The sequence below is a fragment of the Paenibacillus sp. FSL H8-0283 genome, assembly GCF_045040675.1.
GTDB lineage: Bacteria > Bacillota > Bacilli > Paenibacillales > Paenibacillaceae > Paenibacillus > Paenibacillus amylolyticus.
Window position 1 is genome coordinate 4,251,564 of sequence record NZ_CP150295.1, and the last position, 14,337, is coordinate 4,265,900.

The 14,337-nt window shown below is 45.0% G+C and carries 11 protein-coding genes; 3 read left to right on the plus strand and 8 right to left on the minus strand.

Annotated features, from left to right (window positions below; all coding sequences use genetic code 11):
- Positions 1-61: 61 nt before the first annotated feature.
- The 3 genes from MHI52_RS18880 to MHI52_RS18890 all read right to left on the minus strand — a co-directional run bounded on the left by MHI52_RS18880 (position 62) and on the right by MHI52_RS18890 (position 3,849).
- The gene (locus MHI52_RS18880; protein WP_405157457.1) at positions 62-739 is read right to left on the minus strand and encodes a GerMN domain-containing protein; all 678 of its coding nucleotides are present in this window, start codon (positions 737-739) and stop codon (positions 62-64) included.
- Between the two features lie 35 nt (positions 740-774).
- On the minus strand, positions 775-2,184 hold the full coding sequence (locus MHI52_RS18885) for an N-acetylmuramoyl-L-alanine amidase family protein (RefSeq protein ID WP_076250034.1): 1,410 nt from the start codon (positions 2,182-2,184) through the stop codon (positions 775-777).
- A gap of 258 nt (positions 2,185-2,442) precedes the next feature.
- On the minus strand, positions 2,443-3,849 hold the full coding sequence (locus MHI52_RS18890) for an N-acetylmuramoyl-L-alanine amidase (protein WP_405157458.1): 1,407 nt from the start codon (positions 3,847-3,849) through the stop codon (positions 2,443-2,445).
- A gap of 276 nt (positions 3,850-4,125) precedes the next feature.
- Between MHI52_RS18890 and MHI52_RS18895 the strand changes: the two genes are divergently transcribed.
- Genes MHI52_RS18895 through MHI52_RS18905 form a run of 3 tightly spaced genes read left to right on the plus strand, consistent with a single transcriptional unit; the run spans position 4,126 to position 7,406 of the window.
- Positions 4,126-4,800 (plus strand): response regulator transcription factor, encoded by a 675-nt coding sequence (locus MHI52_RS18895; protein WP_036607568.1) that lies wholly within the window; start codon positions 4,126-4,128, stop codon positions 4,798-4,800.
- Positions 4,797-5,882 (plus strand): ATP-binding protein, encoded by a 1,086-nt coding sequence (locus MHI52_RS18900; protein WP_339194205.1) that lies wholly within the window; start codon positions 4,797-4,799, stop codon positions 5,880-5,882. Before MHI52_RS18895 ends, MHI52_RS18900 begins: the two co-directional genes overlap by 4 nt.
- Positions 5,883-5,933: 51 nt before the next feature.
- The gene (locus MHI52_RS18905) at positions 5,934-7,406 is read left to right on the plus strand and encodes a serine hydrolase domain-containing protein (protein WP_405157459.1); all 1,473 of its coding nucleotides are present in this window, start codon (positions 5,934-5,936) and stop codon (positions 7,404-7,406) included.
- Between the two features lie 197 nt (positions 7,407-7,603).
- Here MHI52_RS18905 and leuD read toward each other — a convergent pair whose 3' ends face one another.
- The 5 genes from leuD to MHI52_RS18930 form a co-directional block, all read right to left on the minus strand.
- Positions 7,604-8,206, minus strand: a complete 603-nt coding sequence (leuD, locus tag MHI52_RS18910) for a 3-isopropylmalate dehydratase small subunit (RefSeq protein ID WP_036607574.1) — start codon at positions 8,204-8,206, stop codon at positions 7,604-7,606.
- Between the two features lie 31 nt (positions 8,207-8,237).
- Positions 8,238-9,659, minus strand: coding sequence for a 3-isopropylmalate dehydratase large subunit (leuC, locus tag MHI52_RS18915; protein ID WP_074095602.1), 1,422 nt, complete (start codon positions 9,657-9,659; stop codon positions 8,238-8,240).
- A 372-nt stretch (positions 9,660-10,031) separates the two neighbouring features.
- Positions 10,032-11,489: a glycoside hydrolase family 1 protein gene (locus tag MHI52_RS18920; RefSeq protein ID WP_253501322.1), complete on the minus strand. Its 1,458-nt coding sequence runs from the start codon at positions 11,487-11,489 to the stop codon at positions 10,032-10,034.
- A 45-nt stretch (positions 11,490-11,534) separates the two neighbouring features.
- Positions 11,535-12,374 (minus strand): BglG family transcription antiterminator LicT, encoded by an 840-nt coding sequence (gene licT / locus MHI52_RS18925; protein ID WP_074095604.1) that lies wholly within the window; start codon positions 12,372-12,374, stop codon positions 11,535-11,537.
- 36 nt (positions 12,375-12,410) lie between these two features.
- Entirely contained in the window at positions 12,411-14,309 is a 1,899-nt protein-coding gene (locus tag MHI52_RS18930) for a beta-glucoside-specific PTS transporter subunit IIABC (RefSeq protein WP_405157460.1), read from the minus strand.
- Positions 14,310-14,337: the final 28 nt, after the last annotated feature.

Consider the following 14,337-nt stretch of genomic DNA (forward strand, 5'->3'; position numbering starts at 1 on the left):
CTCTCTCATGTAAAACGACCCATATTCCGTGGATTCCCGGTACAACAGCATGCTGTACAGCCTATTCGGATCTTGTCATTGGATGTTCAAGATCCACATGGCCCATCAGACTCTCTGTCTGCTGACCATCCACCAGTAAATCAAGTGATTTTACTTCATCAAACTGGAAGAACGTTTGTTTTAGAGCATCCAGCGCATAAGACTCTCCACCTGCTCCAAGACGAGCCGTATCTGGCATATGAATATCCAGCGTAAGAGCTCCATCCTTGAACTGAACAGACTTCAATTCAATTTCTTTAGACCACAGCGGAACCAGTTTAGCGTCTTTGCTCTGTTGCAGTGATTCAAAGGCAGCTTTATATTTGGCATCATCCGATGCGTATGAAATCTCTGCCGAAGCTTTGTGCAACTCCAGTTCTTCTTCATCCGTATAGAATACAGTGATCGTTTTCTTTTCATTACTTTCGGAAGTTGCCGGCTTCTCCGTAGACGTTTCGCTTGGCGGAGTAGTTGTAGTCTCTTCCTCCGAACTGCCTTCCGTCGATTCTGTAGGCGTTGTATTCTCTTCAGGCTCAGCAGTTACCGGTTCAGTAATTGGTTCGCCTTCAACCTCGGTTACATTGTTTTCAGTTCCTGCGCCTTGCGTCTGATTCGGAGCAGCTGTTGGCTTGCTTCCACATCCAGCAGCAACTGCCATAACCGTTACCAGCAAGGCTGCAATCCATATTTTCTTGTTCATTCTAACTCCGCCTCCTCAACATAAGGGCTTGTCCCTTATTTAATTCCCAGATACTCCTTGATTCCTGCAACAATCCCTTTGGCAACACTGTTCTGGAAACTCTCAGTGAACAGGGCTGCTTCGTCGCTCTTATTGCTAAGGAATCCACCTTCCAGCAGAACTGCTGGCATTGTCGTTTCACGGGTCACATGGAGACTTGCCGTTTTCACTCCACGATCTTTCAGTCCGGAAGACTGTAAAAGATACTTGTGCATCACTGTAGCAAGTGCTTTGCTGTTGGAGCGTGTATAGAATGTCTCTACACCGTTCGCAGCAGTAGGGCCACTGTTAGCATGAATGGAGATGAAAATATCCGCTTTTATGTCTTGTGCAATCTTCACACGTTCTTTCAATGCCAAAAATGTATCATCGCTGCGCGTTAACACAACGTCAATTTTGGATTCTTTTTTCAACAAGGCTTCCACTTTCAGAGCCATTGCCAAATTGAAGTCTTTTTCACGTTTACCAGTTACACCGATTGCCCCAGGATCCTGATCTCCGTGACCTGCATCGATAACGACAACTTTTTTGCCATTATTACCAACTGGAGGGGCAGGTGTACCACTTTGATTGTCGAGGTTAATCATAACCAGTCCGGAATCATTTTGCACACTGTACCCTTTTGAACTGGACAGATCGATTACAAAACGAATTGTAGATGGACTGTTGCTGTATAACGAGTAACGAATCTTCGACACATCCGGATAGCCGCTAACGACGAGTTGTCCATTCTGGTTGCTGTCTAGAGCCTGTCCTTCACTGAACGAATCAGCAAATGCGGTATTCGGCAAGTCTATAACGATTCGATCTGGTCCTGTCATCGTGAAGACGTTCGGCTTCGTACTTCCGCTTGTTGCAATCATGAAGCGGTTGTCGCTGAAGCTGATGCCGTTCACCAGTACAAGACCTTCTTGATCCGATCCTCCGCCTTCATTGCCAGAGTTCGGAGGTGTGGTTGTCCCGTTTCCGGAACCTGAATTCTGGGTAACTAATGTTACCGTCTTCGTGGTATTGTTCCAACCCACCTTAAGACCCATTTCCTCACCAATAAATCGGAGAGGTACGAGCGTAGTACCATTTTTCACGAGTGGCGGGGCATCCAAGTTTACGTTACTGCCGTTCACCGTTGCCGTCTTCTGTCCAACAATCATCTGCATGGCAGTGTTGTCTTTGCTAATAGTCACTGTTTGAGTTTGCTGCTTCCACTCCACGCTATATCCAAGATTTTCGGACACAACCCGGATCGGAACCATCACCTTGCTGTTGATAATTTCCGCTTTTGTATCCGATGGCTGTACGATTTCTTTACCGTCTAGGATAATTTTCGTGTCTGTTGCTGCGTGACTATAGCCCGGGAATACGAGCCCAAAGACAAATAACAGTACCAAAAAACCGAACTTCTTCATCCTTCACCCCTACCATTCTCATATTTTTTTGCCGCATGTTGTCATTTTCCAACTCCGACTGACCGCTTGGGCATTACCAGACACCTATTAGACGCCCCTCGCTCTCAAAAGTTGCGAATATATTCCAACATAACAGAAAAAAAACGTTGTCAGATCAAGCTTTTTTTACATTTTAATGTCTTCTTTTTTCCTTATTTATCAAATATACATCTCTAAACAACGTAATACCCTAACCTTCATATTTGCGCACAATTCAATTTACAGTCCCAAAAATTCAACAATTCCGTCCACAATCGCCTGTGCACATTTGTCCTGGTATTCTTCCGTGAGCATGACTGCTTCATCTGTAGGGTTACTTAAAAAACCAAGTTCAAGTAACACAGCAGGCATGGTTGTTTCACGCGTCACATGCAGACTAGCCGTTTTAACCCCACGATCCTTGAGTCCTGTTACCGGTAACACATATTTGTGAAGAGTGTCAGCCAAAGTTTTGCTTTCTTTACGACTGTAGAGCGTTTCAATGCCGTTTGGTACCGGTGTAGTGAATTTGTTTCCATGAATGGATACAAAAACATCTGCCTGATTCAATTCTGCAATATCCACACGCTGTTTGAGCGAAAGTTCTGTATCATCCTGGCGTGTAATGACCGTTTCAATATTTGGGTATTTTTGAAGGGTTGCCTGTACCTTCAGTCCTACAGCCAGATTGAAATCCTTCTCATAAGCTCCTGACAAACTCACTGCACCCGATTGACGACCACCATGTCCCGGATCAATGACCACAATCGTTTTGCCATCATTGGTAGGTACTGCCGGTTGGCTTGTCGGTTCTCCACTCGTGGCTGTCAGGTCAACGAGCAAGACATTGTTATCTCCAACAGACCATTTGGCTGTAGCCGTCTGATTCAGATCCAGAACGACACGCACGGTAGAAGGCGATTTACTGAACATGGCGTAACGGATTTTGGAAACTATTGATGAATCCGTAACGAGAATCTGTCCACTCCCATCCGGGTTAGAGGCTTGTCCCTGAATGAATTCCTCAGAAAATGTCGCTGAAGGCAGATCAACAATAATTCGGTCTGGCCCACCAATACTGGATACTTTGGGGCTAATATTACCGTTTGTTGCTACAATCAAGCGATCTCCGCTGAAGCTGATGCCTTGAAGCTCTGTCAAACCATCCGGGACAGGTGCCTCGACGGGGTCACTGTCACCTTCCGTTTCAACTACGGGAGGAATACTAAATAGGCTTACTGTCTTGGTTCCATTGTCCCAGCCAACACGCAGACCCATGCCTTCCCCAACAAAGCGTAACGGAACAAGCGTAGTTCCCTGTTTGATCAGTGGGGGCGAATCCAAGTTCACCACGTTTCCATTCACTGTAGCTGCATCTTTGCCAGCCGTCATTTGAATCATGCTGTTTCCTTTTTGAACCTGGACTGACTGAGTTTCCTTCTCCCACTTCACCTTATAACCCAGGTTCTCGGATACAATTCGAATTGGAACCATGACCGTTTTCCCAATATTCTCTGCAGGTGCACCCGTCTGCTGGTTAATGGTTACACCGTCGAGTACAATCGAGGGCGTGGTGTCTGCATGGGCCATGATTGGGAATAAACATAGGAACAGAAGAAAAACGACTGCTGCCGACCATTTTTTCATACCTCATCCACCATTCTTTTTGTCTTTTGAACATCCGACCTGATTCTCTGCAGCGTTACATCAATGACAATATGTAACCTTCCATAATCTACTAATCAGTTTATCAGATATTGTCTGATCATCCGGTTACAACGTTGTCATATTTAGTCGGAAACTGAGTGGCAAAAAGGTTACTTTCTCCATTCGTCCAGTACCCGAAATCATATGGAAATTACATTCCTCATCCATTTTTGCTATGCTGAGTTCAAATACTTGAATACAGGAGATTGAGACTTGATGCCTAAAATACTGATCGTGGACGATGAAGCAGATCTTCGAAAGCTACTGACTGATTATTTTGAAATTAACGGATATTCCGTGATGACGGCCAAGGACAGCAGGGAAGCGCTGCGGAAAGTGGAAAAACAACCCGATCTCGTTTTGTTAGATATCAACATGCCTGAACAGAACGGCCTTCAATTATGTGAAAAAATTCGCGACTTTGTCTCTTGCCCTATCTTATTCTTAACGGCTCGAATCGAAGATGCTGATAAAATAGCGGGATTTCGTGCCGGAGGCGATGACTATATCCTGAAACCTTTCAGCATTCGCGAGTTGGGCGCCAGGGTCGAAGCACATATACGCAGGGAACAACGAATCCAAACTAAATCTTCGGTAAGGTTTAACAATGAATTGGTCATTGATTATACGGCCAGGGAGCTCTACTACCTGGATAAGCGAATTTCACTGCCCAAAAAAGAGTTTGATATTGTCGAATTGCTGTCCACGCATCCTGATATGGTGTTTGGAAAGGAACGCATATACGAAAAGATTTGGGGCATGGACGAGCAAGGTGACAGTAACGTCATCGCAGAGCATATCCGGCGAATTCGCTACAAATTAAAGGAATACGGCTGTGATAATCAAATCGAGACCGTTTGGGGAGTAGGGTACAAATGGCCAAGTTCATGACTAGACTCCTGTTTTTAAAGCGATTGTCCTTGCTACAATCTTTTATGCTGTTGTGTGTGGTCACACTCATTGCCGTGCTTGCCGTTATAACTATGGAGTTTGCTTGGGCGGAGAACCTGCGGCTGCGTTTCGAAGAAACGGATTGGGTGATGCCCTCCCTCGTCACGGCGGTTCTGCTCACCGTAGCGACTGGTATTGTCACCATGGCCGTTCTATTTTACAGATGGAAGCTAAAACGTCCGCTGGAGCTATTAAAACGAGCATCCAAGAACATTTCGGCCAACGATCTAGACTTCCGCATTTCCTATGACAGCCAGGATGAGATGGGCGAGCTGATCGCGCTATTTGAAAACATGCGCTCACAATTGGAAAAAAACCTTAAGACACTTTGGCGTTCGGTTGAAGAGCGCAAGCAGATCAATGCTATTTTTGCCCATGATCTGAGAACACCCCTGTCCGTGTTAAAAGGAAACGCCGAGCTTCTCTCCACCTATCTTCCTGAGAAGAAGTTGTCGGAAGAAAAGGTGCTGGACTTGATCCATACTATGAACCTTCACATCTTGCGTCTGGAGAGTTATGCAGAGGCCATGAACTCCATTCAGAGGCTGGAGGATGTGCCGTTGAACATCCAATCGATGGATACGATTTCATTGACGGCTTTGCTGGATGGCAGCGCTGAACAAATCGCGAAACAGTTCGGTATACGTTTCGTCTCATCCGTGGAATATGATAATGCCTCAGTACATGTAGATCCCTATCTCGTCATGCAGATTTTCGAGAATATAGTGGCTAATGGGGCGAGATACGCAACCAGTCAAGTGAACGTTCACTATGACGTTCAGGGAGGTATTATGAAGATTACCGTCTCAGAGGACGGTACTGGTTTCTCTGACGAAGCCCTGAGTAAGGCTATACTCCCTTTTTACCGAGGCGAAGTATGGGATGCGAGCGAACATCGCGGGCTGGGCCTTTACGTTTGCAAGGTATTTTGCGAAAAACATGAAGGTAGTCTTCAGATTGCAAACGGTCCTAACGGAGGTGGAAGCGTCACGGCAAGTATTGGGACCCAAGTTGATAAATAGTTGAAAATGATCTGATAACATCTCCTTATCTTGAATTCAAGGAGTGTTATCATGCTAAAACTAAAAAAAAGAATGTATATCACAATTAGCTGTTTGTTGTTATGTACCGCGTGGGCGTCCCCCTTATCCGCCAATGAAGCCAGAGACAGGACAGAAGTGCTGCAGGAGATCGACGAATATATGAATCGGAGCATGAAGGCCAATTACATTAAGGCTGCTTCACTGGCGATTGCCAATAACGATGAGGTCTTTTACGCAAAAGGCTACGGGACATTGGCGGACGGCCAGAAGGTTACGGGCAACACCCCTTTTCCCATTGCTTCACTAAGCAAGTCCTTTACTGCATTAGCCGTTCTGCAGCTGGTGGACAAGGGTCAGATCGACTTGGATGCGACTTACGCTTCCTATTTTCCAGAGCTTTCTCCACAGGACCCCCACGTTCTTGATATCACGGTCCGTCATTTACTGAATCAGACGAGTGGTCTCAATGACAAGATTAATCCCGATATGACAAAGACTCCGCAATTCCAATCACTGGCTGAAGCGAACCAATTATTAAACACGGTTCAACTTGCCCATATCCCCGGAACAGCCTACAGCTATCATAATCCCAATTACGTGCTGCTGGCGAACCTCGTGGAAAGTGTTAGCGGAGAGCGCTTTTCGGATTATCTGAAAAAACATATTTTTGAACCGTTAGGAATGAATCATACCTTCAGTGTCAATACAACGCAGCAATTCTATGAGAATAATACTATCCCTCTAGGACATTACCTGAGCTTGGGACGCGCTATAAGTCAATCCGAACCGCTTTGGTTCATTGAGGGCCCCGCCGGCATCGTTTCAACCGCAGAGGACATGTCCCTTTGGATGCTTTCCCAATATAATGGCCGCCTCGTTTCCCCTGTGCTGATGAAACAATATCATACCGCAGGAGATATCAGTCCGTACGGCATGGGCTGGCTTGCAGACCAAGATGCATCTAACGGTCAAACGATCTCCCACAGCGGCATTTTCTGGACTTACAAGTCAGAAGAACTGGTTTATTTGAACGAGCAAATGGGCATTGCCGTAATGTTTAATTCTGGTATAAACGCTTATGTGAATTACTCGGCATTTATTGATGGGATAGCGGATATTATGAGGGGGCAGGAACCCCAAACCTCTTTTGTAAACGGTCGGAATATGGAAATGATTATGATTGCGCTGATCATCGCTACGCTTGCATGGGGCATCTACGGCTATTTCCGCATACGTCGGAGCAACCAACGCCTAACGATCAGAAAATTGATTCTGATCACGGTCGGTAGACTGATCCCGGTTCTAATTCTCTTATCTCTGTCCCACCTGGTTACGTTTATCGGCGGAGGACGTGTGCTGCCTTGGTTTGGCATCTGGACTACCCTATCAACTCCAATCATATGGCTTATGGTATGGTCACTTGTGAATTTCGTGCATTTGGCTTGTTATATCTACGTCTATTTTCAGAATACAAAAAACGACCCTTTGGAGTTACCTCAATAATCGATTTTTAGGTTCTCTATTTAGTCAGCTGTTATTGTATCTGTTGAAGTATTCGGTCAAGAAAAATCAGGAGTTCTATGTATTGCTGACTTATTAAGCTAATTTACTTCTGAAACTACAAAAAGCTTCTGTCTCACCGATGGGAACAAGGTCCCTTGGGCGAGGCAGAAGCTTTTTGCTATGCGATACTTTAACGATTAACCGAACAGTTTTGCCGCGTGGCGTTGTTCGTAAGCAGCGATTTCATCATCATGTTGAAGAGTCAGACCGATATCATCCAATCCTTGCAACAGGAATTGACGACGGTGCTCATCCAGATCAAAATCGATATGCAGTCCGTATGCATCAGTAATCGTTTTGTTTTCTAAATTTACATTCATCTCATAGCCTTCATGTGTCGCTGTACGTTGGAACAAGTCTTCAACTTGCTCTTCTGACAACTTGATTGGCAAGATTCCGTTCTTAAAGCAGTTATTATAGAAGATGTCTGCATAAGATGGAGCGATGACACAACGGAATCCATAGTCCAAAATCGCCCATGGCGCATGCTCACGGGATGATCCACAGCCAAAATTGGCGCGTGAGATCAGGATGGATGCCCCTTCATAACGAGGTTTGTTCATTTCGAAGGAAGCATTATTGTTGCCCTCTTCATCAAAACGCCATTCATAGAACAAAAATTGTCCAAATCCGGTACGTTCAATCCGTTTCAGGAACTGTTTCGGAATGATTGCGTCTGTATCTACATTGACCCGGTCTACCGGTGCAACGATGCCTTGTAATGTTTTGAATTCTTCCATATTAAACGTTCTCCCTTCTGTCTGTTATAGATTAGATCGCTGCTTCTGTTTTGAAATTCCAGTCCCGTACGTCCACAAAGTGGCCCTTAACCGCTGCTGCTGCTGCCATTGCCGGAGATACCAGATGCGTACGTCCTCCGCGTCCTTGGCGTCCTTCAAAGTTACGGTTGGACGTCGAAGCACAACGTTGACCTGGCTTCAATACATCCGGGTTCATTGCCAGACACATACTGCATCCCGCATCACGCCATTCAAATCCAGCTTCCGTAAAGATTTTATCCAAACCTTCTTGTTCAGCCTGAATTTTAACACGTCCTGAGCCTGGTACAACAATTGCTGTAACCTGACTGGATACCGTGTGACCTTTAGCCACTTGTGCTGCTGCACGCAGATCTTCGATCCGTCCATTGGTGCAAGAACCGATAAATACATAATCAATTGGAATCTCGGCGATTGGTGTTCCCGGTTCAAGTCCCATATATTCAAGCGCTTTTTCAGCCGCTTTACGTTCGTTTTCTGTAGGCAGTTCAGCCGGAACAGGAACTTTCGAAGAAATGTCGGTTCCCATACCTGGGCTTGTTCCCCATGTCACTTGCGGAATCAATGTCTCTACATCGATTTCAACCATATGGTCGAACTCGGCACCTTCATCGGTTACAAGCTGTTTCCAACCTGCTACAGCTTCGTCGAATTTGGCATCCGCTGGTACGTATTCACGTCCACGCAGATATTCAAATGTTGTTTCATCCGGAGCGATCAATCCTGCTCTTGCTCCACCTTCGATGGACATGTTGCAGACCGTCATACGCTCTTCCATGCTCAACTCACGGATGGATTCGCCTGTGTACTCAATAACATAACCTGTTGCAAAGTCTGTACCGTATTTGGCGATGACTGCGAGGATCATGTCTTTTGCGGTTACACCCGGGTTACGTTTGCCGACAAAACGAACTTCCATCGTTTTGGCTTTTGCTTGTTGCAAACATTGAGTTGCCATAACGTGCTCAACTTCACTTGTTCCGATTCCGAATGCCAGTGCGCCAAACGCACCGTGTGTGGACGTATGACTGTCACCACATACAATCGTTTTACCCGGGTGAGTCAGACCCAGTTCAGGTCCCATAACGTGTACAACGCCTTGATCAATCGTGTCCAGATCATACAATTTCACGCCGAAATCACGGCAGTTTTGCGAAAGTGTATCAATTTGTTGTTTGGAGATAGGATCTGTAATGTTGAAACGGTCTTTCGTTGGAACGTTGTGGTCCATTGTTGCAAATGTCAGTTCAGGGCGACGAACTTTACGTCCGCTGAGACGAAGACCTTCAAATGCCTGTGGAGAAGTTACTTCGTGCACCAGATGCAGATCGATATACAGAATGCTTGGTTTGCCTTCTTCTTGATGAATTACGTGATTTTCCCAAATTTTCTCAAACATCGTTTTTTTACTCATCATTTTCACCTCATTATAAGTTCGGTCCTTGGAAGAGCCTCTGTTTTCTTTAAAAAGTGAAGCTCTTGAATGACATAAATATATCACCCTGTCCTTCATTGTTCCAAGATATAATATCTATAGATGTAATAGGTTTAACCTATAATGAGAGAAAGACAAATAAACCACTGCTCATCGCAGAGGTTTCAATTGATAACAATTATCATTATCAGATAAGTCTTATACTACGTTCCCGCCTCTGCGCTGTCAATGCTTTTTATCTAGAACATAAAAAAACAGCCCTGAATCCAGAGCTGCTTTCCTAGTTTCTGCTATGAAATGAAAGTTATCATATCAACGCCTTCTATAGAGAGTACTTGTTCGACTACTGTATTACAAACCGTTATTCGCAATCACATCTTTGTACCAATAGAAACTCTTCTTTCGTTTTCTCTCCAGTGTTCCATTGCCGTCATTATCCTGATCTACATAAATAAAGCCATATCGTTTCTCCATCTCTGAAGAAGAATAACTAATCAGATCAATTACTCCCCAACTGGTATAGCCGAGCAGTTCAACACCGTCCAGAATCGCTTCATGCATCTGTTCAATGTGAGAGCGGAAATAATCAATACGATAATCATCCTGAATGCTACCATCCGCTTCAATCGTGTCTACCGCCCCAATTCCATTTTCAACGATAAACAAAGGCACCTCGTAACGACTATACAGTTCATTCAGTGAGATGCGCAGACCTACCGGGTCAATCTGCCAGCCCCAATCATTCGTTTGCAGATACGGATTCTTCACCCCTCCAGTTGTATTGCCACTCACCTGCTCCAATCGGTCGCCATCCACACTTGATACCAGGGACATATAATAACTGAATGAGATAAAGTCCACAGTGTGTACTTTCAGAATCTCTTCATCCCCCTCAAGCATATCCAGGTTAATCCCTTTTTCGGCAAAAAACCTCTTCGTAAAGTACGGATACGCTCCACGCACCTGTACGTCCGTAAACATAAGATTGAATTGATTATCCCGGGAAGCAACGAGTACATCTTCGGGATTACATGTATGAGCGTATGTTGTCAGTTTGGTAAGCATACATCCAATCTGGGAACCGGGAATGATCTCATGACAGTATTTCACTGCGAGTGCACTCGCTACAAATTGATGGTGCAACCCCTGATATACAGCCTGCTCCACATTTTCGAAACGCTCCGGCACAATACCACCACTCGTAAACGGATGACGAACAATGCTGTCAATTTCATTAAATGTAATCCAATACTTCACTTTGTCCTTATAACGGGTGAACACGGTTTTACAAAAGTGAACAAAATACTCGACGACTTTCCGATCCGTCCATCCACCATGGTGATTCACCAGATACATCGGCATCTCATAATGCGACAACGTAATTAATGGTTCAATCCCTTGTTTCAGCATGCCATCAATAACGCGGTCATAGAACTGCAAACCGGCTTCATTCGGCTCTGTTTCGTTGCCATTCGGGAAAATTCGGGTCCAAGCAATAGATAAGCGCAACGTTTTGAGACCCATCTCCCCAAACAGGGCCAGATCCTCCTCATAGCGGTGGTAAAAATCAATGCCTCTGCGTTTCGGATATTCTCTGTCCGAGGTAGACTCCATCGCAGTTTTGATCTGTTCTTCATTGATCGCATTATGCTTTTTATACTCACTCTTGGCTACACCTTTTCGATAGATAGCAATGTCGGCTGTAGACAGACCTTTGCCATCCACATTCCACGCTCCTTCTGCCTGATTGGCAGCAATCGCTCCTCCCCATAGAAAATCTTCTGGAAACGTTCTTGTTGTATTGGTCATTGTGTATTCCTCCTTGGATTATCTCTGTAACTCTTTGATTCTTGCTCAATTGCGACTCATGACCCGATTGATATGAATAATCAAATACATCATCTCTTCATTGGAGATCGTATGTTCAAACCGAGCTTCAATATAATCCTTGATTAGCAGTACGCAGGCTTCTTCCTGGGGATATTTATTCGCGATCTGCTCAAAGAGCTCATGATCCTGTGTGTTTAACGTTTTATGTTCAAAAAGCCGTTGAATGAAAAACTGCAAATGGGTCAAAAAGCGTGAATAGTTGATGCTGTGTGTATCCAGCTCCACGTGATAGTGAATTTTGATAATATTGAGTACATCCTTGACGGTATTGGTCATCATCATGACCTGATTCATATTGTCATCATTCTGCTGCGCATTAACGAGATGAAAGGCAATATTCGCCGCTTCCTCTTCAGGCAGGGAGAGTCCAAGCTGTTTTTGAATGAGAGACAGACCATGCAACCCGATGCTGAACTCCTGCGGATAGAACTTTTTCACTTCCCACAACATTCGGTTCTGGATCGTCATATTGTCCTTGAATCGCTTCATGGCCATATACAGATGATCCGTTAATGCGACATAGAGATGATCACTCAGATGGCGGGACAATGTATGTTTGGCATGGGAGATGATTTCGTCAGCCAGAATCAGATATTCTTTTGGCGTTTCCTTCATCAGGGCGGTGAGATCCGAAGAGATCGTTTCATTTTCAAGGACATAGATCTTCTCGATCTCATCCTCGCCCACGACATCTCCCGGTTTGCTCCTGTAGCCGATGCCCTTTCCCATCACAATAATTTCCTTGTCATCCTCAACACGTCTGGCAAGAACAATGCTCGAATTCAGTATTTTTATGACTTCCATATCAGGCTGCCTGCCTTTCATTCATATTTCAGCGAGTTATAACACCGTAATTAATGGTTTCCCCGGTCCTGTTGTCGCCGCAGTTTCATTGCCCAGTATCTCCAGATAATCTGATGAATTGGTCACAATTACAGGGGTCGTCGTGTCATAACCTGCCGCTTGTATAGCTTCAAGATCAAATTCAATCAGGAGTTGACCATGAGAGATCTGTTCTCCTTCATTCACTTTTACATCAAAATGCTGGCCTTTCAGTTTCACCGTATCCAATCCGACATGAATCAGAATTTCTACCCCCTCTACCGATCTCAGACCGATGGAATGTTTAGTGCGGAACACCGTCTCAACGGTACCATCAAACGGAGCAAACACCTTGCCAACACTTGGCTGAATGGCCATACCTTGTCCCATAGCTTCTTGCGAGAAGGCCTCGTCCTTCACCTCTCTTAATGGCAGAACTTTACCTTCCAATGGAGCAAAAACGATCTTTTTCGATTTGATCCCTCTGGATGGCTGGATTTCAGATTCGCCTCTCGCTTTGTTTGTAGGACTGCCTGCTATCGACACTGCTGTTGGAACAACATCCTGAAATCCAATGACATATACAGCGACAAACGCGACAATGGCAGAGATCAGCATGGTAATGATCGCGTAGATAATATTCATGTGATCTTCACTGATAAACATAGGCATAGATGCAATCCCCGGACCCACGGCAGCATATGCCTTGAGATTCACAATACCTGCGAACAACCCAGCGACTCCGGCGCCGATCATGCAGGCAAACAGCGTTTTCTTGAGCCTTAAATGTACACCGTACAGAGCAGGTTCCGTGATACCGAATACACCTGAAATTCCTGCAGACAAAGCGACTTGTTTCAGCTTGATGTCTTTGGTTTTGAATGACACCGCCAGTGCGCCTGCTCCCTGCGCCATATTGGATGCCAGCATCGCGACCAGCACCAGTGTTTCATATCCAGGTGAAGCCAAGGCTGCGAAAATAATGGGATAAAATACTTTATGCATACCGAACATGACAATCAGAGGCATCAGTATAGCCATAATGACAACGGTCAACCATCCAATCTTATCCTGAATCCAATAGATCAGGTTGGACATTCCCGTTCCGAGATACATCCCCAGAGGTCCAAGTACAATCAGGGCAACTGGAGCGACAATGAGAATAACAATCAAAGGTTTAAGGAAAATTTTGACCGGTCCTGGTGAGATCTTGTCCGCGAATTTTTCAATGTAAGACATGAACCAGACCGTTAAAATAATCGGTACCACGGATGTCGCATATTGAACGGATGCAACAGGTATGCCAATAAAGGACACCGGATCTTCACCGCCAAGTAGACCAATCATATTCGGGTGTAACATGATTCCACCAAACAGAACGGCAACAAAGGGGTTCGTTTTAAATCTATTTGCACTGGAATAGGCCAGTAGAATCGGAAGAAAGTAAAAGGCAGCATCAGACATGACACTCAAAACGGTATATGTCTGGCTCTCTTTAGACATCAGGCCGGTCACGGTCGCCAGTAGCAAAAGTGCCTTAAGCATGCCCGAGGCAGCAATGGCTGGGATAATAGGTTGGAAAATGCCTGCAATGACACTGGCAAAAGTATTAAACAGTCCTTTGGGGCTATAATCCGCTTTTTGTTTCTCCTGAATTTCGTTTGATTGCCGAGTATCCATCATCTTGGCAAGTTCATTGTAGACGTACGCGACGTCATTACCGATAATAACCTGATATTGTCCGCCGCTATTCACTGCGCCAATAACACCATCAAGGCTCTTAATTTCTTGGGTCTTCGCCATATCCGGATTCTTCAGGGTAAGTCTGAGCCTGGTAGAGCAATGAATTAACGTGTTGATATTATCATTGCCACCGACCAGCTCCATAATCGATTGGGCTAATTGTTTGTAATTCATGGTGCACCTCCGTTTCTTGATGGGAACA

Coding starts and splice junctions, on each gene's coding strand:
- leuC (WP_074095602.1), bottom strand. CDS start 9,659: ATGAGTAAAAAAACGATGTTTGAGAAAATTTGGGAAAATCACGTAATT.
- licT (WP_074095604.1), bottom strand. CDS start 12,374: ATGGAAGTCATAAAAATACTGAATTCGAGCATTGTTCTTGCCAGACGT.
- leuD (WP_036607574.1), bottom strand. CDS start 8,206: ATGGAAGAATTCAAAACATTACAAGGCATCGTTGCACCGGTAGACCGG.
- MHI52_RS18905 (WP_405157459.1), top strand. CDS start 5,934: ATGCTAAAACTAAAAAAAAGAATGTATATCACAATTAGCTGTTTGTTG.
- MHI52_RS18880 (WP_405157457.1), bottom strand. CDS start 739: ATGAACAAGAAAATATGGATTGCAGCCTTGCTGGTAACGGTTATGGCA.
- MHI52_RS18885 (WP_076250034.1), bottom strand. CDS start 2,184: ATGAAGAAGTTCGGTTTTTTGGTACTGTTATTTGTCTTTGGGCTCGTA.
- MHI52_RS18920 (WP_253501322.1), bottom strand. CDS start 11,489: ATGACCAATACAACAAGAACGTTTCCAGAAGATTTTCTATGGGGAGGA.
- MHI52_RS18890 (WP_405157458.1), bottom strand. CDS start 3,849: ATGAAAAAATGGTCGGCAGCAGTCGTTTTTCTTCTGTTCCTATGTTTA.
- MHI52_RS18895 (WP_036607568.1), top strand. CDS start 4,126: ATGCCTAAAATACTGATCGTGGACGATGAAGCAGATCTTCGAAAGCTA.
- MHI52_RS18930 (WP_405157460.1), bottom strand. CDS start 14,309: ATGAATTACAAACAATTAGCCCAATCGATTATGGAGCTGGTCGGTGGC.
- MHI52_RS18900 (WP_339194205.1), top strand. CDS start 4,797: ATGACTAGACTCCTGTTTTTAAAGCGATTGTCCTTGCTACAATCTTTT.